Source organism: Asticcacaulis sp., from assembly GCF_035497195.1.
Classification (GTDB): Bacteria; Pseudomonadota; Alphaproteobacteria; order Caulobacterales; family Caulobacteraceae; genus Asticcacaulis.
On record NZ_DATJDZ010000002.1, the window covers coordinates 1 to 25446 of the forward strand.

At 57.7% G+C, this 25446-nt stretch carries 19 protein-coding genes, 1 tRNA gene and 1 pseudogene; 18 read left to right on the plus strand and 3 right to left on the minus strand.

What is annotated here, in order from left to right:
* The 14 genes and pseudogenes from tuf to rplA form a co-directional block, all read left to right on the plus strand.
* Positions 1–142 (plus strand): annotated as a pseudogene (gene tuf, locus VL130_RS00015) (elongation factor Tu); the annotation flags it as partial.
* Positions 143–312: 170 nt separating this feature from the next.
* Positions 313–804: a hypothetical protein gene (locus tag VL130_RS00020; protein WP_325359752.1), complete on the plus strand. Its 492-nt coding sequence runs from the start codon at positions 313–315 to the stop codon at positions 802–804.
* 92 nt (positions 805–896) lie between these two features.
* Entirely contained in the window at positions 897–1247 is a 351-nt protein-coding gene (locus VL130_RS00025) for a YbaN family protein (protein ID WP_325359754.1), read from the plus strand.
* Positions 1244–1474: a DUF2007 domain-containing protein gene (locus tag VL130_RS00030; RefSeq protein WP_325359757.1), complete on the plus strand. Its 231-nt coding sequence runs from the start codon at positions 1244–1246 to the stop codon at positions 1472–1474. Before VL130_RS00025 ends, VL130_RS00030 begins: the two co-directional genes overlap by 4 nt.
* Positions 1475–1611: 137 nt before the next feature.
* Positions 1612–3825 (plus strand): S9 family peptidase, encoded by a 2214-nt coding sequence (locus VL130_RS00035; protein ID WP_325359759.1) that lies wholly within the window; start codon positions 1612–1614, stop codon positions 3823–3825.
* Positions 3826–3927: 102 nt separating this feature from the next.
* Complete coding sequence (locus VL130_RS00040) at positions 3928–4755, plus strand: GIN domain-containing protein (RefSeq protein ID WP_325359761.1); 828 nt, start codon at positions 3928–3930, stop codon at positions 4753–4755.
* 125 nt (positions 4756–4880) lie between these two features.
* On the plus strand, positions 4881–6875 hold the full coding sequence (locus VL130_RS00045) for a DUF3857 domain-containing protein (protein WP_325359763.1): 1995 nt from the start codon (positions 4881–4883) through the stop codon (positions 6873–6875).
* A gap of 17 nt (positions 6876–6892) precedes the next feature.
* A complete protein-coding gene (locus VL130_RS00050; RefSeq protein WP_325359765.1) occupies positions 6893–8104 on the plus strand; it encodes an endo-1,4-beta-xylanase in 1212 nt (403 codons plus the stop codon).
* 119 nt (positions 8105–8223) lie between these two features.
* Positions 8224–8299 (plus strand) — tRNA-Trp (locus tag VL130_RS00055).
* A gap of 97 nt (positions 8300–8396) precedes the next feature.
* Positions 8397–8714, plus strand: coding sequence for a preprotein translocase subunit SecE (gene secE / locus VL130_RS00060; protein WP_325359767.1), 318 nt, complete (start codon positions 8397–8399; stop codon positions 8712–8714).
* A 6-nt stretch (positions 8715–8720) separates the two neighbouring features.
* On the plus strand, positions 8721–9296 hold the full coding sequence (gene nusG / locus VL130_RS00065) for a transcription termination/antitermination protein NusG (protein WP_325359769.1): 576 nt from the start codon (positions 8721–8723) through the stop codon (positions 9294–9296).
* A 102-nt stretch (positions 9297–9398) separates the two neighbouring features.
* On the plus strand, positions 9399–11411 hold the full coding sequence (locus VL130_RS00070; RefSeq protein WP_325359771.1) for a TonB-dependent receptor plug domain-containing protein: 2013 nt from the start codon (positions 9399–9401) through the stop codon (positions 11409–11411).
* Between the two features lie 152 nt (positions 11412–11563).
* On the plus strand, positions 11564–11992 hold the full coding sequence (gene rplK / locus VL130_RS00075) for a 50S ribosomal protein L11 (RefSeq protein WP_325359773.1): 429 nt from the start codon (positions 11564–11566) through the stop codon (positions 11990–11992).
* A 1-nt stretch (position 11993) separates the two neighbouring features.
* Positions 11994–12683, plus strand: a complete 690-nt coding sequence (gene rplA, locus VL130_RS00080; RefSeq protein ID WP_325359775.1) for a 50S ribosomal protein L1 — start codon at positions 11994–11996, stop codon at positions 12681–12683.
* A 72-nt stretch (positions 12684–12755) separates the two neighbouring features.
* On the opposite strand, the gene VL130_RS00085 is transcribed toward rplA, so the two are convergent.
* Complete coding sequence (locus VL130_RS00085) at positions 12756–13355, minus strand: tRNA-(ms[2]io[6]A)-hydroxylase (protein ID WP_325359777.1); 600 nt, start codon at positions 13353–13355, stop codon at positions 12756–12758.
* 419 nt (positions 13356–13774) lie between these two features.
* On the minus strand, positions 13775–14749 hold the full coding sequence (gene ftrA / locus VL130_RS00090; RefSeq protein ID WP_325359779.1) for a transcriptional regulator FtrA: 975 nt from the start codon (positions 14747–14749) through the stop codon (positions 13775–13777).
* Between the two features lie 403 nt (positions 14750–15152).
* On the opposite strand from ftrA, the gene rplJ reads away from it, so the two are divergent.
* The 4 genes from rplJ to rpoC all read left to right on the plus strand — a co-directional run bounded on the left by rplJ (position 15153) and on the right by rpoC (position 24912).
* The gene (gene rplJ / locus VL130_RS00095; RefSeq protein ID WP_325359782.1) at positions 15153–15665 is read left to right on the plus strand and encodes a 50S ribosomal protein L10; all 513 of its coding nucleotides are present in this window, start codon (positions 15153–15155) and stop codon (positions 15663–15665) included.
* Positions 15666–15716: 51 nt separating this feature from the next.
* Positions 15717–16100, plus strand: coding sequence for a 50S ribosomal protein L7/L12 (gene rplL, locus VL130_RS00100; RefSeq protein ID WP_325359784.1), 384 nt, complete (start codon positions 15717–15719; stop codon positions 16098–16100).
* A gap of 466 nt (positions 16101–16566) precedes the next feature.
* Complete coding sequence (gene rpoB / locus VL130_RS00105; protein WP_325359787.1) at positions 16567–20640, plus strand: DNA-directed RNA polymerase subunit beta; 4074 nt, start codon at positions 16567–16569, stop codon at positions 20638–20640.
* An 87-nt stretch (positions 20641–20727) separates the two neighbouring features.
* Positions 20728–24912, plus strand: a complete 4185-nt coding sequence (rpoC, locus tag VL130_RS00110; RefSeq protein WP_325359790.1) for a DNA-directed RNA polymerase subunit beta' — start codon at positions 20728–20730, stop codon at positions 24910–24912.
* Between the two features lie 51 nt (positions 24913–24963).
* Here the strand turns inward: rpoC and VL130_RS00115 are convergent, their stop codons facing one another.
* Complete coding sequence (locus tag VL130_RS00115; protein WP_325359792.1) at positions 24964–25419, minus strand: hypothetical protein; 456 nt, start codon at positions 25417–25419, stop codon at positions 24964–24966.
* Positions 25420–25446 lie beyond the last annotated feature (27 nt).

Sequence of the window (25446 nt, forward strand, 5' to 3'; positions counted from 1 at the left end):
TGAAATGATCATGCCTGGCGACAACGCCGAGCTGGACGTCGAGCTGATCACCCCGATCGCCATGGAAGAGAAGCTGCGCTTCGCTATCCGTGAAGGCGGCCGCACCGTCGGCGCCGGCGTCGTCTCCAAGATCGTCGAGTAAGGGGGTAAGCCCCCTTAACCCGGAATCGCTATAGTGGGAGGTGGCAGCATCTCCATCAAGCGGAACGGTACGATTGAATATCTAAACCCTGTCGGTGAAAACCGGCGGGGTTTTTGTTTGTTTTCATGATCAAGTCGACATAGATTTAATGCTGAACTTAAGGGGAAATAATGAACACAGAAAATTCTGCTCGTTGCGTGTACACAACGGAAGAGCGTCTGGAACGCGCCTGTCAGCGTGTCGCCATGCACATTCGTGGTCTATGGGAAGAAAAGGGAAGTTCAGATACACGGTTGCTGGATGGCCTGTTTATGCCCGACGAATTTACTGTGGTCGGAAAATCTCACAATTATGATGGCAAAGGTCGTCGTGAACATGTTGTTCCGCGTCTGGTAATTATCAAAGAGTGCCACGCGATGCTTGAGCGCGGCGAGAGTGATCTGGCAATTGCCAAATTCATCCGTGATCATGTCAGAATCGTATTGATCTCCAAGGAAGAACAAGAACGGCTCGATCAAAGCGAACAATTGGCCTTGCGGCAAACCATGCCTCTTGGCTGGACATTTGGCGGCGACGTTTATGCGCGCTTGACCAAAGCCAATATTCAATGGAATTGGACTCATTCCGAGATGAAAGACGAAACAGGCAGCACTTTGCCGTAGAAATTTTCACGTTTCAGCCTATTCAAGATCGGCATCCATATCCGTAAAATGTGCATCTAGGCGAAGGACATATTTGCCGCTACGGTCTGCACATGAGAATAATTTTTATGCTGGCGGGTTTGTTTTTTGTCGGGCTGGGTATTATCGGCATATTCCTGCCGGTGATGCCGAGCACGGTGTTTTTCATCATCGCCGCCGTCTTCTTCGCCCGGTCGAATCCGGTCTGGGAGGCGGAAATCATGAATCATCCCAAGATCGGTCCGCCCATCCGCGCCTTTCGTCAACGTGGCGCCATAGCCAAAAGCGCCAAGATCGCCGCAATCACCGCCATGACGATCAGTTCCGTCGCATCCGCTTTCCTGTTACATGGCTGGTGGCGCTTCGCCCCGGCCTGCGTCTGCGTCCTGTGCGCCATCTTTATCCTGACGAGACCGAACGAATGAAAGAACTTGTCCGCGCCAATAATCCGGCCCTGATTTCCTTCGTGGAATCGTTGCTCAAGGAACTGGACATTAACTACTTCGTCGCGGATCAGGCGATCAGCGCCGCCGAAGGGTCTATTGGCATGTTTCCCAAGCGCATACTGGTCCACCCAGAGCATTTCGATAAGGCGCGCGATCTGCTGATCGATGCCGGTCTCGAAGATGAATTGCGGCCGCTCAAACCGTAAAAGGTTTCTCTTGCAACGGGCTTGACGATGCCTGGGGGCGAGGATAGCGTCGGCGCCTTCAATTGTGGGGAGTAGCCTGAATGAAATCCGCTCGTCTTTCGTTGATCCTGCCAATACTATTTTGGGGATCGTTCCTGATGACCACCACGACGATGACGGGAGTCGCCATGGCAGACACCTCCGCCGCCATAAGCCAACAGACAGCCCTGACGCCGGAACGTGTTTTCGCTGACCCGGCGATTTCCGGCCCTGCCGCAGTCGGCGTCAAGCTGTCACCTGACGGCACGCTGTTGACCTGGCTCAAGCCCAAGGAAACCAATGCCCAGGTCCAGGATCTGTGGGCGGTGCCGGTCAAGGGCGGCGAACCCTATGTGCTGGTCGATGCCGATAGCCTGACCTCATCCGACAAGGCGCTCTCCGAAGCCGAGAAGTCTCGCCGTGAACGAATGCGCGTCTCGGCGCGTGGCGTCGTCGCTTATGAATGGTCGGAAAACAGCCAGTCGATCCTGCTGCCGCTCGATGGTGATGTCTACATGGTTGATCGCACCACGAAAAAGGTGACGCGCCTGACCGAAACCGCCGGCGATGAAGTCGATGCCAAGCTGTCGCCCGATGGCAAGTCGGTCTCCTATGTGCGCGACCAGACGCTTTATCTCAAGGACATCAAGACCGGCACGGAAACACAACTGACGCCAAAAGGCGAGGGGACGACGACCTACGCCACGGCCGAATTTATCGCCGAGGAAGAGTTGGACCGTCACACAGGCTACTGGTGGAGTCCGAAAGCGACGCAGGTCGTCTACCAGAAGACCGACGAAAGCGGCGTCGATATCGCCCAGCGCGTCGAGATCGGTGGCGAGGGCGTCAAGATCGTCGACCAGCGCTATCCCTTCGCCGGCCAGCCCAATGCGGTGGTCGAACTGTATGTCAAGACGATCGGCGGCGGCGATGTGAAGGTCGATCTTGGCGGCAATGCGGATATCTATCTGGCGCGTGTCAACTGGGCGAAAGACGGCAAGTCTTTCTACGTCCAGCGTCTTAGCCGTGACCAGCACGCCCTTGACCTGCTTCAGGTCGATCCGGCCACTGGCGTTTCAAAAGTGATCCTGTCGGAACATTCGGACACCTGGGTCGAACTGCATGACGATTTCCGCCTGCTGGCCGACGGCAGCTTTATCTGGTCGTCCGAGCGCGATGGCAACAAGCATTTCTATTACTATGGTTCTGATGGAAAACTGATCCGCCAGGTGACGCACGGCGACTGGCCGGTCGACAAGCTGGCCGATCTCAATGAAAAGACCGGCGAGCTTTATTTCACCGCCTCGAAAGATACGCCGATCGAGCATGGCCTCTACAAGGTCAGCTACAAGACTCCCGGCGATCCGATAGCCCTGACCAAGGCTGGCGGCTGGTGGACGGCGGATGTCTCCGGCGGCGGCGCGGCCTTTATCGGTAGCTATTCCGATCCGCAGACCCCGCCGCAAAGCGCGCTCTATGATGGCACGGGTAAGCGCCTGCGCTGGATCGAGGAAAACAGGCTCGACGCCAGCCATCCCTATGCGCCGTACAAGGGTGAATACAGCCCGCCGGAATTCGGTGAGTTGACCGCCGTTGATGGCGAAAAGCTGGAATATTTCATCCTCAAGCCGAAGGGGTTCGACCCGGCGAAAAAATACCCCGTGATCGTCTCCATCTATGGTGGTCCGGCCGCCAAGACCGTGAAAAAGACCTGGGTGACGCCCGCTACGCGCCTGTGGCAGGAAGCCGGATATGTCGTCTTCTCGCTCGATAACCGCGGCACGCCCGGCCGTTCGGTCAAGTTCGGTCGCTCGATCTATAAGTCATTCGGCGGACCGGATATCGATGACCAGATCATGGGCGCCAACTGGCTCAAGACCTTGCCCTATGTCGATGGCGAGCATATCGGCATCATGGGCTGGTCGCAGGGCGGTTTCGTGACCCTGATGGCCCTGACGGCGAAGAATACGCCTTTCGCTGCTGGTAATGCCGGTGCGCCGCCGTCGCAATGGGAACTGTATGATACGGCCTATACCGAACGCTATATGTCGACGCCGCAGGCCAACCCGCAGGGCTATGCCGGCGGTGACGTGCTGAACCGTATTGATAATCTCAAGCCCGGTTCGCTGTTGCTGATGCAGGGCATGGCGGACGACAATGTGCAACTGACCAATTCAACGCGGGTAATGGCCGCCCTGCAAAAGAAGGGCGTGCCGTTTGAACTGATGCTCTATCCGGGCGAGCGTCACGGCCTCAAAGGCAATGAGCGCAATCTGCAAAAGTTCCGTCTCCAGCTTGATTTCTTCAATCGCAAGCTCAAGCCGAATGGGTAATCTCACATCGTTACAAACGCTTCATGACAGCTAATTAAGTTGTAACCGGCGTTACCTGTGTCCAAAATGTGTTCAACATATTATTCCAAAGGACATTCGATCATGAAGACCTTCGCCCTGATCTCCGCCGTATCCGTTCTCGCTATGATGGCTGGCGCCGCCTCCGCCCATACCGAAGTCGAACTGAAGAACATCGCCGCGCGCGTTGTCGTGTTGCCGGAAAACCGTGCTGACGTCGATCTCAAGGTGGTCTATGGCACGGCCAAGGTGCCGGTCATCATGGTCTCGACCAAGGGCAGCACCCTGGTGGCTGACGGCAAGCTTAAGAACCGCCACCTGAACTGCAAGGCCGGCGGCGTCGATATCGGTGGTCTGGGAACGGTCGCCAGCGCCGACCTGCCGACCGTCTATATCAAGGTGCCGATGGATGCGAAGGTTTCCGCCGGCGGCGCGACTTACGGCACGGTTGGCGCCAGCCAGTCCCTCGAATTCAGCGAAGGCGGCTGCGGCAACTGGCAGATCGGTAATGTCGCCGGCAAAGCGGAAATAAATATTGGCGGTTCCGGTGATGTGGCCCTGGCCAGCAGCGCCGACGCCGAGGTCAATATTGGCGGCTCAGGTAATTTTACCGCCACTTCGGTCAATGCGCTGGAAGCGAATATCGGCGGCAATGGCGATATCGTCGTGGATAAGGTCAATGGACCGGTCGATGTCAATATCGGTGGATCGGGCAATGTGAAACTCAACAACGGCGTGGCCTCCAAACTCGAAGTCAATATAGCCGGTTCGGGTGATGTCCGTTTCGGCGGCGAGGCAAAGTCGCTGGAAGTGAATATTGTCGGCTCCGGTGATGTTCGCGTCAAAACCGTGACGGGCAGTATCAGCAAGTCCGTCATGGGGTCCGGCAATGTCATTGTCGGCCAATGGTAAAGGGCTTCTTTCAACCCCTGCGGTTTAGCTCTTTACAGGGTTAACGCCTGTGTTAACGATTAGGGGCTGGCCAGTGAAAGTACTGACCAGGCCTAAATTTTATCGACGTTTGTTGGGGGGGAAACGTGTTCGAGGAAGAGGTCAGGCGGCATATCCGTTTCGCGCCCGAACCCGATTGGGTGAAGGTGCAGGCGTTCAAACGACCGGCCACGCTCGATCAATCGAAAGCGCCCTACGGCTTCTATACCTGGCTGGTCGATGACCAGTCGAAGCTAGATATCCGCCCGTCACGCTATAACCGGACGATCGAAGAGGTGGTGAACCTGTCGGCCATGAGTTACCTGGCCAATGTCACCTTGCCGTTCAATCCCTATTATGACGACCTGACCATCCACCATATCCGCATCCTGCGCGGGGATGAGGTGATCGAGGTCGATGTCCAGTCGCGCTACATCGTCATGCGCCGGGAACGCAGTTTTGAGCGGCTGGTGCTCGATGGCCGCTGGACCCTGGCCATCACCTTGCCGGACGTGCGCGTGGGCGATATCATCGATACCGCCATGACCCTTTCCGGCGATCCGGCCTGCTTCCAGGGCGAGTTCTCGGTGCCGGTGATGCTGCAAAATGTTATCTACTGGGACAAGCGTTATGCGCGCCTGCTGGTGCCACCCGAACGCCAGATCTACATGCAGCCTTTCCCTCTGGGCTGGACCGAACCCAAGGTCAGCAAGCTGGACGATGGTTACAGTGAAATCCTGTTCGAGGCCGATCATATCGGTGAATGCGACTTTGAGGACGATACGCCGGGCTGGGTGATGCCGATGCGCGGCGCCTATGCCTCCAGCATCGATGACTGGCCGCGGGTCAGCGATATTATGCGCGCCGGTTTTGAAGGCGATGAGGACTATCCGGAAGGCCTGGTTGAGGTCATCCGGCAGATCGAGACGGATCACGAAGATACGAAGGACCGTATTGTCGCTGCCGTGCGCTGGGTGCAGGAAAACATTCGTTACTTCGCCTTTTCGTTCGGGGAGGGCGGTTTCGTGCCGCGCAGCCTGAAAGAAATTTTCGCGGACCGTATTGGTGACTGCAAGGATGTCTCCAAGATGATCGCCGCTATGCTGACGAAGATGGGCGTAGAAAGCTGGCCAGTTTTGGTCGATACCAAGCGCGGTTTCGACCTGATCAATACCCACCCACGTCTCGGTTCTTTCAATCACTGCATCTCGATGTGCGTCCATGACGGGCGTATGTATTGGTTTGAGGGTACGTCCGACGTGGCGCAGGGCGGCGATCTCGATCACATGGCTCAGAACGATCTTGGCTACGCCCTGATCCTCAAGCCGGACGGCGACCTGATCCGTATGATGGATAAGGCGCCAGGGCTTGATTATGAGGTACGGGAGGTTATCCACCTGCCGGAGAAAAAAGACACCGAAACCCTGATCGAGATCGACTACATCTATCGCGGCGCGCGGGCCGATGGTGTGCGGCGGGAACTGCGGCATCAAAGTTTGACGAGCTACGTCGAGGATCGCTGCGCCCTGTTCAGCTACATCTACGGTATGAATATGTGCGCCATACCGCAAATGGTCGATGACCGCCGGCTCAATGAGATTACCATCACCACCCTGGTGACGACCGATAATCCCTGGCACACGAACGGTGAGTCCAAGGTGTTCTTCAGTCCGGAGTCGGGCTTCGATTACGTGCTGGAAGAGCCGGAAGGCCGCCGGCGTTTTCCGTTCGATATCGGCGATGTGCGCGAAGGGCGGATCACCACCCTGATCAAGACGGCCCTGCCTTTGACGTGGCCGGACAAGGCGAAGGTCTGGGATTTCGGCGGCCTGCGGCTCAGCTTCACGCCGCGCCAGACGGCGCAGGGATATGAGGCTGTGCGTGATTACACTGTCCTGCGCCCCTGGCTTTCGGCTGATGAGAAGATGGCGCTGGACCGCGCTTATGGCGAGATCGGCGCCTATGACCGCATGAGCATCTGCGTGCCACCGAAACCTGTGGTGACGTGGCGGGCCGGACTTCTGACACGAGCGGCGGTGTGGATCGGTGTGCCGGCCCTGGGTGTTCTGGTCTGGCTGACCGCACGGTTCATGATCTCGTAAAAACAGGGAAAAGATTGATGGAGCCAACGAACCAACCGAGCCGCCGCGGGCTATTGTTCAGTGTCGCAGCCTCCACGCTTGTCGCTGCCTGTGGTGGCGGGGGAGGCGGTGGCAGCAGCAGCGGAGGCGGCGGCAGTTCATCCTCCAGTTCCTCAAGCGCGTCCTCTTCGTTTTCACCGACCTTGCCTGATCCGGCCACGGCGCCGGCGCTGAAAGTCCATTTCGCCAGTCACTTCAAAATTGGTTTTGCCGTCGATCCCGGCTTGACGTCTCAATCATCCACCAATGCGATCCTGCTGAAACATGCCAGCACCCTGACCGCCGAAAGTGTGATGAAGGCGAACCCAATCGGCGTCAGTGCCGGCGTGTATAACTTCACCGAAGCCGACGCCCTGATTACCTTTGCGGAGGCCAACGGCATTTCGGTACGCGGTCATGCGCTGGTCTGGCACCAGACTTCACCGTCCTGGTTTTTCGATGGCGACCGCAGCGATATGGCAACCTACAGGGCGCTGGTGCGTGGCCGGCTGGAAACCTACATCACTGACGTGGTTACGCACTTCAGGGGCAAGGTCTATGGCTGGGATGTGGTCAATGAGGTGACCAGCGACGATGCCTCGGCCACCTACCGCAATTCCGAGTGGTATCAGATATTCGGCGCCGACTTCATCGATTACGCCTTCCGTGCCGCACGGGTGGCCGATCCGGGCGTCAAGCTGTTCATCAACGAATACTCGACCGAAGACGCCGGCAAGCGCGGACGACTGATGACCATCGTCCAGGGGCTGATCGACCGGGGCGTGCCGATCGATGGCGTCGGTCACCAGATGCACATCAACACGGGTTATCCGTCCGCCGCACAGGTTACGGCGGCGCTGACCGATGTCGAAGCCAAGGGGCTGATCAATCACATCACCGAAATGGATATGTCGGTCTATAATGATCCCGGCAGTTGCTACTCAGGTACGGGCTGCCAGGCGGTGCTCACGCCCGGCACGACGGCTTTCAACACCGCCATGACGACGCAGGCGCTGAAATACCGTGAGCTGTTCAATGTATTCACTGCTCATGCCAGTGTTGAATCGGTGACACTGTGGGGCGTGGCGGATAACCACACCTGGCTCGACGCCTATCCGATCACGCGCAAGAACTATCCCCTGTTGTTTGATCAGATGGGCGATCCGAAAGCGGCCTTCTGGGCCATTGTCGATCCGGCGTTCGTCCCCTAAGTCATTTAACTTGTGAAAAATCCTCAGATTGCCTGTTGCGCGCCGGACGATCCACTGATAAACCGCACGCCTCCCATGAATATGTACGGATTCTTGTCCGGACTATTCTTGAGAACTGCAGGGGTGTAGTTCAGCTGGTAGAGCGTCGGTCTCCAAAACCGGATGTCGTGGGTTCGAATCCCTCCGCCCCTGCCAATCTCTTTTCAAAGGCTTGAAACTTGGGTTTTGAGCCTCATTTCTGTTGTTCGGAAGCCGCGATCCGCGGCGCTAACATTGAATAGGCGTTTTGACGGTGAAGAAACCTGATACCAAGACGAAGACCGTTGAGCCGGGCCGCAAGGTCGCCATTGGCAAGATAAACGTCGCGCAGGCGCCCGCAGGCGCCGCCGCCGTTGAAAAGGCGCCGAAGAAGCCCTTCAATCCGGCGAAATTCTTCAAGGAAGTTCAGGTCGAAGCCAAACGCATCACCTGGACAAGCCGCAAGGAAGTCTGGATCACCACGGTCATGGTGCTGCTCATGGTCATTCTGGCCGGCGTTTTCTTCTTTGTCGTTGACGGCGCCCTCGGTTTCCTGACCAACTATGTCACCAAAATCGGCCTGCAAGGATAAATTGATATGGCAACCGCTGCACATTCCGAAACGCCGGTCCTCTCCAACCCGAACCACAAGTGGTACATCGTCCACGCCTATTCCAATTTCGAGAAGAAGGTGGCCGAAGCGCTTCGTGACCAGGCCCGCTCGCAGGGGCTGGAAGACAAGTTCTCGGAAATTCTCGTCCCGACCGAAGAAGTGGTTGAGGTCCGTCGTGGCCGCAAGTTCAATTCGGAACGCAAGTTCTTCCCCGGCTATGTGCTGGTGAAAATGGAACTTTCCGACGAGGCCTACCATCTGGTCAAGAACACGCCAAAGGTCACTGGCTTCCTCGGTTCGGCTTCCAAGCCCATGCCGGTGTCGCAAAAGGAAGTCGATCGTATTGTCGGCAATTCCGCCGCCGCCGTCGAGCGTCCGATGCCCGTCCTGTCGTTCGATATCGGCGAGAAGGTCAAGATCGTTTCCGGCCACTTCGCTTCGTTTGATGGCGTCGTTGAATCGGTCGATCAGGAACACGCCCGTCTGCGCGTTTCTGTGTCGATCTTCGGCCGCGCCACGCCGGTCGAACTGGAATACGCTCAGGTTGAAAAGAGCGCGTAATTTCCCGAACTGTTGAATATCGAAAGCGCTTCGGTTAACCGGAGCGCTTTTTTGTGCCTGTGGGCTGAGTTATGTCGCGTAAAATCAAACGGGGAGGGGGGCATGAAGGCTACGATTGCGGCATCTCTGGCTACAATGGCGGCGGTCATGGCCGCTGGCGCTTCGGCGCAAGTACCGGTTACGCCTGCGAGCGAAATCGTCGTGATCGGCCAGTCTCATGCACCCATCGAGAAAATTGACCGCCAGACCTATGATATCAAAGACGATCCGGAAGCCAGCGGCGGGATCATCACTGATATTTTGCGCAAACTGCCGTCGGTTATGGTGTCGGCGGATAGTCAGGTGGCCTTGCGCGGCGCCAGCGTCACCATACTCATAGACGGCAAGGCGCCGCCCGAAGGCAATGCGGTCATCAAATCGCTGCCGTCGAGCGATGTCGAACGCATCGAGATAATGACGCACCCGTCGGCGCAATACACGCCGGACGGCGCTGGTGGGATCATCAATATTATCACCCGTAAACGCCGTGCGTTGAAAATCTCCGGTGATCTCAGCAGCCAGGTAAATACGCGCGGGCAGGGTAATGCGTCGCTTTCCGCCACACTGGTCACAGGCCGGTGGACACTCGGTGGCCAACTCTTCATCGACCACTATCAGGATCGCAATACCCTTTATTTTCATCAGGCAACCTATGGTCTGACCGACGGTTTTGAAGTCAGTGACCGCGAAGACCGAACGCAATCGACAGCTGACAATGCCAGCAGCGGACTGAGCGCGGCTTATAGACTCTCAGATACCGCGACCCTGACCTTCAAGGGCGAATACAGCAATTACGATTCTCTCACGAAGGGCGTTTCCGTTTATCATGGCATCGATAATTTCGATGAACTATCCTGGGTCAAGACTGGAAATCAGCGCAGCGATTTTCAGGCGCTGTATGAATTTGTCGGCAACAGCAACGGCGAATACCTCGCGCTGACCGCAGAGCGCTCACAATACGCCAACCGCAGCATCTCTGATTATGATCAGGGCGACGGCCACACCTATGGCGCATGGTTTGATAATTCAGGCGCCACCAACCGGCTTCAGGGCGATTACGAGCGCCGCTTTGGCCGCAACCGGCTCTCGGCTGGCGTCTCCGTGGAGTGGACCACCAGTCGCGTCACCTCCGTACAGGACAGGGGGGCTTTGCATATCGGCCTGGCGGATTATGACCATCTGTTCGCAGGCGCTCAGGCCCTTGCCACGGCATATGCCACCTGGCAGATGCCGATGGGGAAGTGGATCGTGCAGCCGGGGATGCGCGCGGAACGGCTGGAGCTGGAGCTTACTGACGAAGGACGCAGCGCTGATTTCGACTGGTATCCCTCCCTGCATGTCAGCCGTGATCTGACGGATAAAGCGCGGTTGAAGCTGAATTACAGCAAGCGCGTCTTCCGCCCGGCGCTGAGCGACTACGACCCGAGCATACGCTATTACGGTGGTCGCAACGCCTTCAGCGGCAATCCGGACCTTGAACCGCAAACGACCGATTCCTACGAGACAGCCTATAGTTACGCCGACAAGGATTTTGGTCTCGACGCCACACTTTATTATCGGGATACACGCGACAATTTCTCGCCCTACAGCGAACTGACGGCGACGGGGCTCCTGCTCCAGACTACCATCAATTCCGGACATAGCCGATCGGGCGGCGTAGAACTGAACCTGCGCGGGCCGCTCACCAAGCGCCTGAGCTATTCGCTCAACGGCAATGCGTTCCGTGCTGAGGTCCCCTTTATCGATGGCGGCTCGCGCGACCAGTTCGGCTGGTCCGGCAATGTCTTGCTGGACTATGACGCCGATAATGGCGACCGGTTCCAGCTTAACGCGACAGCTTTCAGTCAGTCACTGACCTGGCAAGGTTATACGCGCGGGTTTTACCGACTGGACGCCAGTTACCGGCATGGTTTGACGGATAAACTGTCCTTGGTGGTGAGCGCGACGGATATTCTCAACAGTTCCGAATTCAGCACCGTGGTCGATACCGCGCAGTTGAAGACGGTCGCCTCCGGGCGCCCCAACCTGCGGGCCATCAAGATAGCCCTGGCCTATACCTTTGGCGATGCGCGTTGACAGGGGTACTTTTTCCCTTCTGACGCTTGCCTTTGCGGGCTTTGTAAGTTATAGCGCCCGCTCTTCGTGTAAAACGAGGACAAATCCGTGGGAGAGGTGACTCACACCACGGCTCACATTGTCCCCATCGTGGGGACTACAGGAGATATCTAATGGCTAAGAAAATCCTGGGCTATATCAAGCTCCAGGTGAAGGCCGGCTCTGCCACGCCTTCGCCCCCCATCGGCCCTGCACTGGGTCAACGCGGCGTCAATATCATGGGTTTCTGTAAGGAATTCAACGCCCGTACTGAAAACGTCGAAAAAGGCACGCCGCTCCCGACCATCATCACGGTATATCAGGACAAGTCGTTCACCTTCGTCACCAAGACGCCGCCGGCAACCTTCTTCATCAAGCAAGCTCTGAACCTGAAATCCGGTTCGAAGCTGCCGGGTCGTGAGTCTGCCGGTTCGATCACGCGCGGCCAACTGCGCGATATCGCCGAAAAGAAGATGAAGGATTTGAGCGCAATCGACCTGGACGCCGCGACCTTGATTATCGAGGGTTCGGCACGTTCCATGGGCCTGAAGGTGGTGGATTAATATGACCAAAACTGCAAAACGCATTAAGGCCTGGGATGCCGACGTCAACAAGACCTACGGTCTGACCGAAGCCCTCGGTGTGGTTAAGGCCAACGCCAAGGCCAAGTTCGACGAAACCGTCGAAATCGCCATCAATCTGGGCGTTGACCCGCGTCACGCCGACCAGCAGGTCCGTGGCGTTGTCAACCTGCCGTCTGGCACCGGCAAAGACGTTCGCGTCGCTGTCTTCGCCAAGGATAAGAAGGCTGAAGAAGCTCTCGCTGCTGGCGCCGAAGTTGTCGGCGCTGAAGACCTGGTCGAAAAGATCATGGGCGGCTTCATGGATTTCGACCGCGTCATCGCGTCTCCGGACATGATGGCCCTGGTCGGTCGCCTTGGTAAGGTGCTTGGCCCCCGTGGCCTGATGCCGAACCCGAAGGTCGGCACCGTCACCCCGAACGTCGCTCAGGCCGTCAAGGACGCCAAGGGCGGCGCGGTCGAGTTCCGCGTCGAAAAGGCCGGTATCGTCCACGTCGGCGTTGGCAAGATCTCGTTCACGACCGAAGCCCTCGAACTTAACGTCAAGGCTCTGGTCGATGCGCTGGTGAAGGCCCGTCCGTCCGGCGCCAAGGGACTCTATGTCAAGAAGATCGCTTTGTCTTCGACCATGGGGCCTGGCGTGAAGGTCGATACGGCTTCCGCTCAAGGCTAAAACCCACTGTGGCCCAGCTACAGCGCGTTTTATGAGTTACAGAAAGCCGCTCCGGTGACGGGGCGGCTTTTTTCATGCCGTCGGGCCGGAGTGAAAACGAAACTCGGTATCCGGATCGGCGATCAGCGCCTGCTCCACGGGGCGGATAACGGCAATGCGCTCAGCTATATCGCCAGCATCGCCATACAGGTGCGCCAGCTTGAGATAGCCCTGATAGTGGCGCCTCTCGCTTTTCAGCAAGCCATTGTAGAATTTGCCCAATTCGTCATCTAGATGCGGGGCGAGGGCACCGAAGCGTTCGCATGAGCGGGCCTCGATAAAGGCGCTGATCAGCAGAATGTCGATCATCATGCCTGGCGCCGTCCGGCGAACCAGCTTGCGCAGGCCTGTCGCGTAGCGTGACGCAGTGAGGGGGCGAAGCTCAACGCCGCGCCGTTTGATGATCTTCATGACCTGTTCGTAGTGCGCCAGTTCTTCACGCGCCAGTCGTGCCAGGGCGAAAACCAGCGCCTCCTTCTCCTGATATTTGGCCATCAGGTTTATGGCGTTGCTGGCGGCCTTGTATTCGCAGTTCTTGTGATCGAGCAGCAGAATATCCGGATGCGAAAGGGCGGCATCGATCCAGCTTTGCGGCGTGGCCGTACCCAAAAAGGCGTGAATATCACTCAGCATGAAGTCTCTCTGGCAGATATTTTGCAGGGATGCGCGTCGAAAATCAATCCGCCCTGCAGGAACAGGACGCTTTCAGGTCGTCATAAGGTGGTATCAAGTAAATGGTAACGCGTGAAATGATTTCACGTGCTGTAAAATTTTCTCAATAAAAACATTACCTATAATTCACTCGACTTGATATGGCTTTCCGGTATTTTTATGCTTGTAAAGTTTGACATATTGACGTTATGCAAAAAGTGGCATAGTTAAAATGCTCTCCCATTGTTTATGCATTGTCAGTATTGCTCGTTATTCTTTAACGGGCCGCAGGTTTATCTGAGTGAACTTCCTCTCCGGGTTGCCGCAGCTCAGATAATAGTGGGGGGAGATGTTGGCGCATCTCCCCTTTTTATATATCCGGCATGAAATCGGCATCATATTCAGGCTGAAATGCGGCCAAAGGTTTGCCGGTAGGCGGTGGGCGTGGTGCCCATCTGTTCGCGGAAATGGTGGCGCAGATTGGTCGGCGTGCCAAAGCCCGTATGTTCGGCGATGCGCTCGATACTGATATCGCTGGTTTCCAGGTGATCGCGCGCCTCGCACAGCCGCACATTCAAAAGCCATTTAGCGGGCGTTTTGCCCGTCGCTTCACTGAAGCGGCGCAGGAAGGTGCGTTCGCTCATGCCGGCGCGCCGGGCGAGGTCGGGAATGCGATGCTCCTGGTGCAGATGCTTACGCATATGATCTAGCAGGGGGCCAAGCCGGTCGCTTTCGTAATCGGTCGGCACGCTGCGCTCGATGAATTGCGCCTGGCCGCCATCGCGGTGCGGCGGCACGACGAGGCGGCGGGCGACCATATTGGCAGCCGCAGGCCCGAAATCGCGGCGGATCAGGTGCAGACCAAGATCAATACCGGCGGCGCTGCCGGCCGAGGTCAGGATCTGGCCCTCATCGACGTAAAGCACATCGGGGATGACATCGATCTGCGGATAGGCGGCCCTGAGGTGATCGGTATATTTCCAGTGTGTCGTGGCGCGAAGGCCTGTCAGCAAACCACTAGCCGCCAGCACAAAAACGCCGGAACAGATGGTCAGGATGCGCGCGCCGCGTTTGTGGGCGGCTAATAAAACGCATGTCAATTCCGTTGGCACGGGGCGATCCGCCGGCCAGCCGGGAATGATGACTGTGCCGGCATCGGCGAAAGCTTCCAGTCCGGCATCGGCCGTCACACGAAGGCCGGCTGTCGTTCGTACCGGCCCGCCCTCAAGACTTGCAATTTGAAAGCTGTACCAGTCCGGCCCCATTTCCGGACGGTCCAGGCCAAACAGTTCAACGGCGATGCTGAATTCAAACAGTGGCATTCCGTCAAAGGCGAGGAGGGCGACTTTACGGTTGAAGGATGATGGCTTTGGCATGATACTTATTGTAATGGTCATTTCCGCCATATTCAAGCGCCGTGATTTCGGGTAGGCTCTGATAAATCACTTAACGCCCCTTGATCTTTCGCGACTTTGCCTGTAACAGGCGCGCCTCGGCTTGGAGAACTCATGTTCTCTATGTCGTTCTGTCCGAGACTTTCGACGATCAGGGGCCGCCTGATCATAATATCTGAGAGCCCTCAGGTTTCGAAATTAGACGGGACGCGAAACGCCATCGAAGTTTACCTGTCTTTCCTTAAGTGTGGAAGCCTGGTGTCTTTGGGTGATCAGCATCTCATCTCGACAGCGACCGCACCGTTTGGGGCTTTCCCAGGCGCTAAAGTCATTTGTTAGTTTTGAACGGATTGTCCGTTTGAAGCATCACCCATGGAGGCCAGCAATGGACCGCGCAAAAAAGGCTGAATCGATCGAGGAGCTTAAGAGCGTCTTCGCCGATAACGCCACCGTGGTTGTTACCCAGTATACGGGTATGACCTTTGTGGAAATGTCTGATCTTCGTACCCGTCTTCGTAAAGAAGGCGCCGTGCTGAAGGTGTTTAAGAACCGTCTGGCTCAAAAGGCCCTGAATGGCTCGGTTGGCGAAAAGGGCGATGCCCTCTTCAAAGGCCCGGTCGCTCTGGTCTATTCGGCCGATCCGGTTACCGCTGCGAAAATCTCTGCCCAATACGCCAAGGAAAATGACAAGCTCAAGATCATTGGCGCTCTGATGGGTACGGACGTTCTCAACGAAGCAGGTGTCAAGGCTCTGGCCACCCTGCCTTCGCTCGACGAACTGCGCGGCAAGCTTGTCGGCCTGCTTCAGGCGCCTGCGACCAAGATCGCTGGTATCCTGGTGGCGCCGGCTGGTCAATTGGCCCGCGTGGTCAAGGCCTATTCCGACAAAGCCGCTTAAACAACCTCATTCATTACACATATCCAACTCTAAACTTTTTAAGGAAATCACATGTCCAAGTTAGATCAATTGGTTGCCGACCTGTCGGCCCTGTCGGTTCTCGAAGCCGCCGAACTGTCCAAGTTGCTTGAAGAAAAGTGGGGCGTCTCCGCCGCTGCTCCGGTCGCTGTTGCCGCTGCCGGTGGCGCTGCTGCCGCGCCTGCCGAAGCTGCTGAAGAGCAAACCGAATTCACCGTTGTCATCGTTGACGGCGGCGACAAGAAGATCAACGTGATCAAGGAAATCCGTGGCATCCGCGCCGATCTCGGCCTGAAAGAAGCCAAGGACCTCGTTGAAGGCGCCCCGCAAAACGTGAAGGAAAACATTTCGAAGCAAGAAGCTGCCGACATCAAGAAGAAGCTTGAAGACGCCGGCGCCAAGGTCGAAGTGAAGTAAGCAGGCTTAAGCCTGCACGGAGCACGTTCTTTGCGTGTCACCGTCTTACAAAATGACAGGCCCGGAAGTTCGCTTCCGGGCCTGTTTTGTTGGATTTCTATTCCCGTAAATGGGGGTCTCGAAATTCTCGCTTGACTCTTTCAAAATAATTCAAGTTTACCCCTTTACGGATGGGAATAAACGGGGTATGTGACGCTCCCCCTTAAGGCGTATTGCGCTTTGAAGGTGGCCCGAATGCCGGTCTTATGCTCTTTCTGCCGGCGAAGGGACTGATCCGAAATGATGGATCACATCACAGCGTCTTTGGCGGTCCCCCCGCTAAAAAAGAGCGGGCGCAAGGCAGACTTTTCGTCCCCGGAAATGGGACAAAACCCAAACCTTGAATTCCCCGCAGTTCAATCTGCACATCGACAACAAATTTTAGCGTTTATAACGCCCAAACACTTAACTCGTGTCAGGAAAAACGATGGCCTTATCGTTCACCCAGAAAAAGCGGATCCGTAAGTCATTCGGCCGTATCCCCGAAGCTATCCAGATGCCCAACCTCATCGAGGTGCAGCGCTCGTCGTATGAGCAGTTCCTGCAACGCGATGTTCGTCCGGCCAACCGTATCGATGACGGCCTGGAAGCGGTGTTCAAATCGGTCTTCCCGGTAAAGGACTTCAACGAACGCGCCACGCTCGAATATGTGTCGTATGAGTTTGAAGAGCCGAAGTACGATGTGGAAGAGTGCATCCAGCGCGACATCACCTACGCCGCGCCGCTGAAGGTCAAGCTGCGCCTGATCGTCTTTGAAATGGACGAAGAGACCGGCGCCCGTTCGGTGAAGGACATCAAGGAACAAGACGTCTATATGGGCGATATCCCGCTCATGACCGACAAGGGCACCTTTGTCGTCAATGGCACCGAGCGTGTTATCGTTTCGCAGATGCACCGGTCTCCGGGTGTCTTCTTCGATCACGACAAGGGCAAGACCCATTCGTCGGGCAAGCTCCTGTTCGGCGCCCGCGTCATTCCGTACCGTGGGTCGTGGCTCGACTTCGAGTTCGACGCCAAGGACGTTGTGTATGTCCGTATCGACCGCCGCCGCAAGCTGCCCGCCACCTCGTTCCTCTATGCCCTGGGCATGGACGGCGAAGAAATCCTGACAACCTTCTATGATGTCGTGCCTTACGAAAAGCGTGAATCCGGTTGGGTCACGCCCTACAAGCCTGAGCGCTGGCGTGGTGTGAAGCCGGAATTCGACCTGATCGACGCCGACACCGGCGAAGTGATCGCGGTTGCCGGCACCAAGATCTCGGCCCGTACCGCCAAGAAGCTTGGCGATACCGTGAATTCGCTGCTGCTGGCCGCCGATGCGCTGGTTGGCCGCTATCTGGCCCGTGACGCGGTTAACTTCACGACCGGCGAAATCTACGCCGAAGCCGGTGACGAACTCGATGCCGCCTCGATCAACGTCCTGGAAGAGCAGGGCTTCACCACAGTTGATGTGCTCGACATCGACCACGTGACGGTTGGGCCTTATGTGCGTTCGACCCTGCGCGTTGACAAAAACAGCAGCCGCGAAGATGCGCTGTTCGACATCTACCGCGTCATGCGTCCCGGCGAACCGCCCACGATCGAAGCCGCCGAAGCGATGTTCAACTCGCTGTTCTTCGATATGGAGCGCTACGACCTGTCGGCCGTTGGCCGCGTCAAGATGAACATGCGTCTTGAAGAAAATGTCGCTGATGACGTGCGCGTGCTGCGCAAGGACGATATCCTCCAGATCCTCAAGATCCTGGTCGGCCTGCGTGATGGCCGTGGTGAAATCGACGATATCGACAATCTCGGTAACCGCCGCGTTCGTTCCGTTGGCGAACTGCTGGAAAACCAGTACCGCGTCGGCCTGCTGCGCATGGAGCGCGCCATCAAGGAACGCATGTCGTCGGTCGATATCGACACCGTCATGCCGCATGACCTGATCAACGCCAAGCCGGCCGCTGCCGCCGTGCGCGAATTCTTCGGCTCCTCGCAACTTTCGCAGTTTATGGACCAGACCAACCCGCTGTCGGAAATCACCCACAAGCGCCGTCTGTCGGCCCTGGGGCCTGGCGGTCTGACCCGTGAGCGCGCCGGCTTTGAAGTCCGCGACGTTCACCCGACCCACTACGGCCGTATCTGCCCGATTGAAACGCCGGAAGGCCCGAACATTGGTCTGATCAACTCACTTGCCACCCATGCCCGCGTCAATAAGTACGGCTTCATCGAGTCACCGTACCGCAAGGTGATTGACGGCCAGGCTCAGGAAGAGGTCGTCTATATGTCGGCCATGGAAGAGTCGAAGCACGTCATCGCCCAGGCCAATATCACCATGAAAGATGGCAGGATCGTTGAGGACCTGGTTCAGGGCCGTGTCAACGGTGAACCCGGTCTGCAACAGTCCGCGACCGTCGACTATATGGACGTGTCGCCCAAGCAGGTCGTTTCGGTCGCCGCCGCGCTGATCCCCTTCCTTGAAAACGATGACGCCAACCGCGCGCTCATGGGGTCGAACATGCAGCGTCAGGCCGTGCCGCTCGTCAAGGCGGATGCGCCGTTCGTCGGCACCGGCATGGAAGAGGTCGTGGCCCGCGATTCCGGCGCCACCGTCTCCGCCAAGCGCACCGGTGTGGTCGAACAGATCGACGGTACGCGTATCGTTATCCGCGCCACCGAAGAAGCCGATCCGAACAAGCCGGGTGTCGACATCTATCGCCTGTCGAAGTTCCAGCGTTCCAACCAGAACACCTGTATCAACCAGCGTCCGCTGGTCCGTGTTGGTGATAAGGTCGCGGCCGGCGACATCATCGCTGACGGTCCCTCGACCGATCTGGGTGATCTGGCCCTTGGCCGCAACGTCCGCGTGGCGTTCATGCCGTGGAACGGCTACAACTTCGAAGACTCCATCCTGATCTCCGAGCGCATCGTGCGCGATGACATCTTCACCTCTATCCACCTGGAAGAGTTCGAAGTCATGGCCCGCGATACCAAGCTTGGGCCAGAAGAAATCACCCGCGACATCCCGAACGTCGGCGAAGAAGCCCTGCGTAACCTCGACGAAGCCGGCATTGTCGCCATTGGCGCCGAAGTCCAGCCGGGTGATATTCTGGTCGGCAAGGTGACCCCGAAGGGCGAAAGCCCGATGACGCCGGAAGAAAAGCTCCTGCGCGCCATCTTCGGTGAAAAAGCGTCCGACGTCCGCGACACCTCGCTGCGCCTGCCGCCGGGCGTTGCCGGTACGATCGTCGAAGTCCGTGTCTTCAACCGTCACGGTGTTGAAAAGGACGAACGCGCCCAGGCTATCGAGCGCGCTGAAATCGAACGCCTCGGCAAGGACCGCGACGACGAACTGTCGATCCTGGAACGCAATATCTACGGCCGTCTCAAGGAACTGCTGCTGGGCAAGGTCGCCATCTCCGGTCCGAAGGGTATGGGCCGCGGTGAAGTGACCGAGGAAAAGCTGGGCGAGGTCTCCAAGGGCCTGTGGTGGCAAGTGGCGCTCGAAGACGAGAAGATCATGTCCGAGCAGGAAGCCATGAAGCGCCAGTTCGAAGATGCCCGCAAGCGTCTCGACCGCCGCTTCGAGGACAAGGTTGAAAAGCTGCAACGCGGCGACGAACTGCCGCCGGGCGTCATGAAGATGGTCAAGGTGTTCGTGGCGGTGAAGCGCAAGCTGCAACCGGGCGACAAGATGGCCGGCCGTCACGGCAATAAGGGGGTTATCTCCAAGATCCTCCCCGTCGAAGACATGCCGTTCCTGGCTGACGGTGAGCACGTCGATATCGTTCTGAATCCTCTGGGCGTGCCTTCGCGCATGAACGTCGGTCAGATCTTCGAAACCCACCTCGGCTGGGCCTGTCACAATATCGGCCTGCAAATCGCCGCCCTGCTGGAAGACTGGCAGAATGGTGGCCAGAAGCAGGCACTGATCGATCACCTGCGTGGTGTCTACGGTCCTGACCAGGAGCTTCCGGATGAGGAAGAAGACCTGATCGAACTGGCGAAGAACCTGTCGCGCGGCGTGCCTATCGCGACTCCGGTCTTCGATGGCGCCCACATCAACGACATCGAGGACATGCTCGAATTTGCCGGTCTCGATCGTTCGGGGCAGTCGATCCTGTACGATGGTCAGACGGGTGAGCAGTTCAAGCGTCCGGTCACGGTCGGCATCATCTATATGCTCAAACTCCACCACCTGGTCGATGACAAGATCCACGCACGTTCGATCGGGCCATACTCGCTCGTTACCCAGCAGCCGCTGGGTGGTAAGGCGCAGTTTGGTGGTCAGCGCTTCGGGGAAATGGAAGTCTGGGCGCTGGAAGCCTATGGCGCCGCCTACACCCTCCAGGAAATGCTCACCGTCAAGTCGGATGACGTGGCGGGCCGCACCAAGGTTTATGAAGCGATCGTCCGTGGCGATGACAGCTTCGAAGCCGGTATCCCGGAAAGCTTCAACGTTCTGATCAAGGAAATGCGTTCCCTGGGTCTGAATGTCGAGCTTGAAAACGGGCAGGGATAAGTAAGGCGAGGGGACTAGTCCCCTCGACCCCAACACTTAACCCATTGAATTTTTTACGGGCGTCAGCCCAAATTTGGAGTCACTGGCATGAACCAGGAAGTCCTGAATATCTTTAATCCGGTCCAGGTCGCCCCGACCTTCGACCAGATCCGTATCACGCTCGCTTCGCCGGAAAAGATCCTGTCGTGGTCGTTCGGCGAAATCAAGAAGCCGGAAACCATCAACTACCGTACGTTCAAGCCGGAACGTGACGGCCTGTTCTGCGCCCGTATCTTTGGCCCGACCAAGGATTACGAATGCCTGTGCGGCAAGTACAAGCGCATGAAGTACAAGGGCATTATCTGCGAAAAGTGCGGCGTTGAAGTCACCCTGAGCCGCGTTCGCCGCGAGCGCATGGGCCACATCGAACTGGCCTCGCCGGTCGCCCACATCTGGTTCCTGAAGTCGTTGCCGTCGCGTATCTCGATGATCCTCGACATGGCGCTGAAGGACGTGGAGCGCGTGCTCTACTTCGAAAACTACATCGTTACCGAACCGGGCCTGACTTCGCTTAAGCTGCATCAGCTTCTCAGCGAAGACGAATACTACCGTTGCCAGGAAGAATTCGGCGATGACAGCTTCACCGCTGAAATCGGCGCCGAAGCCGTGCGCAACATGCTGATGGCGATGAACCTGTCGGAAATCGCCGACAAGCTGCGTGCCGACCTGGTTGACCAGACCTCGGAAATGAAGGCCAAGAAGTATTCGAAGCGCCTCAAGCTGATCGAATCCTTCATGGAATCGGGTAACCGCCCGGAATGGATGATCCTCACGGTCGTGCCGGTCATCCCGCCCGAACTGCGCCCGCTGGTGCCGCTCGATGGTGGCCGCTTCGCCACCTCCGACCTCAACGACCTCTATCGCCGCGTCATCAACCGGAACAACCGTTTGAAGCGCCTGATGGAACTGCGCGCGCCGGACATCATCATCCGCAACGAAAAGCGCATGTTGCAGGAATCGGTCGATGCCCTGTTCGACAACGGTCGTCGTGGCCGCGTCATCACCGGCGCCAACAAGCGTCCGCTGAAGTCGCTCGCCGACATGCTGAAAGGCAAGCAAGGCCGCTTCCGTCAGAACCTGCTCGGCAAGCGTGTTGACTATTCCGGCCGTTCGGTCATCACCGTCGGCCCGGAACTCAAGCTGCACGAGTGCGGTATCCCTAAGAAGATGGCGCTTGAACTGTTCAAGCCCTTCATCTACGCCCGCCTCGACGCCAAGGGCCTGTCCGGCACCGTCAAGCAATCGAAGCGCATGGTCGAACGCGAGCAGCCGCAGGTCTGGGATATCCTCGAAGAGGTCATCCGCGAACATCCGGTCATGCTCAACCGCGCCCCGACGCTTCACCGTCTCGGCATCCAGGCGTTCGAACCCAAGCTGATCGAAGGCAAGGCCATCCAGCTTCACCCGCTCGTCTGCTCGGCCTTCAACGCCGACTTCGACGGTGACCAGATGGCCGTCCACGTGCCGCTTTCGCTGGAAGCCCAGCTTGAAGCCCGCGTGCTGATGATGTCGACCAACAACATCCTGTCGCCCGCCAACGGCCGCCCGATCATCGTGCCTTCGCAGGATATCGTGCTTGGTCTCTACTATCTTTCGCTCGTGAAGGAGAAAGAGCCTGGCGAGGGCATGATCTTCGTCGACCTGAACGAAATCCAGCAGGCGCTGGATAACGGTTCGGTCTCGATGGCCGCCAAGATCAAGTGCCGCTTCACCCAGAAGGATGAAGACGGCGTTGTGCGCACCAAGGTCGTCGACACGACTCCGGGCCGCATGAAGATCGCCGCCCTGCTGCCGCAGAACGAAAACATCGGCCTCAAGGTCCTCGAAAAGACCCTGACCAAGAAGGAAATCGGCAACCTGATCGATGTGGTCTATCGTCACTGCGGCCAGAAGGCGACGGTGATCTTCGCCGACCAGATGATGGCCCTGGGCTTCAAGGAAGCGGCGCGCGCCGGTATCTCCTTCGGCAAGGACGACATCGTTATTCCCGAAACCAAGGTGGGCATCGTCAGCGAAACCCGTCACCTGGTTGAGGAATATGAGCAGCAATACGCCGATGGTCTGATCACCAAGGGTGAGAAGTACAATAAGGTGGTTGATGCCTGGTCGAAGGCGACCGATCGCGTTTCCGACGAAATGATGAAGGAAATCAGCCGCAAGCACCTCGACGCCAATGGCCGTGAAAAAGAGATCAACTCGATCTACATGATGGCCAACTCCGGCGCCCGTGGTTCGCAGGCGCAGATGAAGCAACTCGGCGGGATGCGCGGCCTGATGGCCAAGCCGTCCGGTGAGATCATTGAAACGCCGATCATCTCGAACTTCAAGGAAGGCCTGTCGGTTCTGGAATACTTCAACTCGACCCACGGCGCCCGTAAGGGCCTCGCGGATACCGCGCTGAAGACCGCCAACTCCGGCTACCTGACGCGTCGTCTCGTTGACGTGGCGCAAGACTGTATCATCATGGAAACCGATTGCGGCACCACACGCGGCATTACGCTGCGCGCGGTCGTCGAAGGCGGTGACGTGCTGGTCAGCCTCGGCCAGCGTGTTCTCGGCCGCACCACGGCGGAAGACATCAAGGACGTCGCTTCCGGCGAAGTCGTGGTTGAAGCCGATACCTATATCGACGAAGATGTGGTGGAGGCCATCGAGGGTTCCGGCGTTCAGTCGGTCAAGGTCCGCTCGGTCCTCACCTGTGAAGCCGAACAAGGCACCTGCGCCGCCTGTTATGGTCGTGACCTGGCTCGCGGCACCCGCGTCAATATGGGTGAAGCGGTCGGCGTCATCGCCGCCCAGTCGATCGGTGAACCGGGCACCCAGCTCACCATGCGTACCTTCCACATCGGCGGTACGGCTTCGGTGGCTGAACAGTCGTTCTACGAAACGACCTCGGACGGCGTGATCAAGCTGTCGGCCGCCCCGACCGTCAAGGGTTCGCATGGCGACCTGATCTCCATGTCGCGCAACCTGGTCGTCACCGTCTTCCACGATGGCAAGGACCGCGAAACCTACAAGGTGCCGTACGGCTCACGCTTGCGCGTCACCGAAGGTGCGACGGTCAAGAAGGGGCAGCGCCTGGTCGAGTGGGATCCATACACCACCCCGATCATCACCGAAGTCGGCGGCAAGATCCGCTTCGAAGACCTCACCGACGGCCAGACCGTCCGCGAGGAAACCGACGAAGCGACCGGTATCTCCAACCGTGTGGTTATCGACTTCCGCTCGACGAGCAAGGTCGAAATCCGCCCGACTATGGGGATCACGGACGACGCCGGCGCCTACAAGAAGCTGGCCAGCGGCAGCGATGCCCGTTACCAACTGCCGGTCGGGGCCATTCTCTCGGTCGGCAATGGGGACGAAGTGAAGTCGGGCGATATCGTTGCCCGTATCCCGACCGAAGGCGCCAAGACCCGCGACATCACCGGTGGTCTGCCGCGCGTCGCCGAACTGTTTGAAGCCCGCCGTCCGAAGGATTGCGCCGTCATCGCTGAAATGGATGGCCGCGTCGAATTTGGCCGCGACTACAAGAACAAACGCCGCATCAAGATCACCCCTGATGGTGAAGGCGAAGCGGTCGAGTTCCTGATCCCGAAGGGCAAGCATATCTCCGTCCATGACGGCGATTACATCCAGAAGGGTGACTACATCATCGACGGCAATCCCGATCCGCACGATCTGCTGCGTATCCAGGGCGTCGAGTCGCTTGCCGAATACCTGGTCAACGAAGTGCAGGAAGTCTATCGTCTGCAAGGCGTGCCGATCAACGACAAGCACATCGAAGTCATCGTGCGTCAGATGCTGCAAAAGGTCGAAATCCTGGAAGCCGGGGATACCGGTCTGATCAAGGGCGACCATCTCGACAAGGCGGAAGTCGATGTCGAGAATGCCAAGGCCGAAGGCCGCGGCGGCCGTGCGGCCCTCACGCAACCGATCCTGCTCGGCATCACCAAGGCGTCGCTGCAAACCAAGTCGTTCATCTCGGCGGCTTCGTTCCAGGAAACGACCCGCGTCCTTACCGAAGCTTCGGTTCAGGGCAAGATCGATACCCTGGACGGCCTGAAGGAAAACGTCATCGTCGGCCGCCTGATTCCGGCCGGTACCGGCGCTTACCTCCGCCAGTTGCAACGCGTGGCCATGAAGCGCGACGAGCAATTGTCGCATCAGCGCGAAGAGGCCATGGAGCCTCTGCCCGCCGAAGTCCTGCTCGAAGCGCCTGTCGCCAGCGAGTAGGTTCCGTCTCTAAAATGGAAGCCCCTGAACCTTGCGGTTCAGGGGCTTTTTTTATTTGGTGAAGGTAATGGTCCGCCAGTTGTTTATCTCGGTGAACTTGCGGTATTTTTCGTACCCCGCCACGGCCGCTTCGCCTTTTTCCTTGCTGAAGGCGGCGTAGATTTCCTTTTCGATCGCCTGGTCACGCGCCTGGTCCGGCTCCATGGCCGCCGCATTGACGAAATGCGTGGCGATGATGACGTTTGGCGCGCCGGCGTTATAACCGTCCTTGACCATGAAGATGTAGTTGTCGATCAGACCGTGCTTTTTCATGATCTCCAGGGCAGGCACCTGAGAGGCTTTCAGCCCGACCAGGTAATCATCGACATGGTTGGGATCGACCTCGACGACGGTCTCACTCCAGATACCCGCGTCCGGTGTGTAATCCTTATAGATTTCGGCTGATGCCACCGGAGCAGACATGAGTAGAAGGCTGGCGCTAATGGCCAGCAGGTGTTTGACATACATGGGATAGCCCCTTCAAAAAGGCGCAAA

Excerpts from the sequence above, each read along its gene's own strand:
- VL130_RS00020 (WP_325359752.1), top strand. The coding sequence starts at position 313 with ATGAACACAGAAAATTCTGCTCGTTGCGTGTACACAACGGAAGAGCGT.
- VL130_RS00025 (WP_325359754.1), top strand. The coding sequence starts at position 897 with ATGAGAATAATTTTTATGCTGGCGGGTTTGTTTTTTGTCGGGCTGGGT.
- VL130_RS00030 (WP_325359757.1), top strand. The coding sequence starts at position 1,244 with ATGAAAGAACTTGTCCGCGCCAATAATCCGGCCCTGATTTCCTTCGTG.
- VL130_RS00035 (WP_325359759.1), top strand. The coding sequence starts at position 1,612 with ATGACCACCACGACGATGACGGGAGTCGCCATGGCAGACACCTCCGCC.
- VL130_RS00040 (WP_325359761.1), top strand. The coding sequence starts at position 3,928 with ATGAAGACCTTCGCCCTGATCTCCGCCGTATCCGTTCTCGCTATGATG.
- VL130_RS00050 (WP_325359765.1), top strand. The coding sequence starts at position 6,893 with ATGGAGCCAACGAACCAACCGAGCCGCCGCGGGCTATTGTTCAGTGTC.
- nusG (WP_325359769.1), top strand. The coding sequence starts at position 8,721 with ATGGCAACCGCTGCACATTCCGAAACGCCGGTCCTCTCCAACCCGAAC.
- VL130_RS00070 (WP_325359771.1), top strand. The coding sequence starts at position 9,399 with ATGAAGGCTACGATTGCGGCATCTCTGGCTACAATGGCGGCGGTCATG.
- rplK (WP_325359773.1), top strand. The coding sequence starts at position 11,564 with ATGGCTAAGAAAATCCTGGGCTATATCAAGCTCCAGGTGAAGGCCGGC.
- rplA (WP_325359775.1), top strand. The coding sequence starts at position 11,994 with ATGACCAAAACTGCAAAACGCATTAAGGCCTGGGATGCCGACGTCAAC.
- VL130_RS00085 (WP_325359777.1), bottom strand. The coding sequence starts at position 13,355 with ATGCTGAGTGATATTCACGCCTTTTTGGGTACGGCCACGCCGCAAAGC.
- ftrA (WP_325359779.1), bottom strand. The coding sequence starts at position 14,749 with ATGCCAAAGCCATCATCCTTCAACCGTAAAGTCGCCCTCCTCGCCTTT.
- rplJ (WP_325359782.1), top strand. The coding sequence starts at position 15,153 with ATGGACCGCGCAAAAAAGGCTGAATCGATCGAGGAGCTTAAGAGCGTC.
- rplL (WP_325359784.1), top strand. The coding sequence starts at position 15,717 with ATGTCCAAGTTAGATCAATTGGTTGCCGACCTGTCGGCCCTGTCGGTT.
- rpoB (WP_325359787.1), top strand. The coding sequence starts at position 16,567 with ATGGCCTTATCGTTCACCCAGAAAAAGCGGATCCGTAAGTCATTCGGC.
- rpoC (WP_325359790.1), top strand. The coding sequence starts at position 20,728 with ATGAACCAGGAAGTCCTGAATATCTTTAATCCGGTCCAGGTCGCCCCG.
- VL130_RS00115 (WP_325359792.1), bottom strand. The coding sequence starts at position 25,419 with ATGTATGTCAAACACCTGCTGGCCATTAGCGCCAGCCTTCTACTCATG.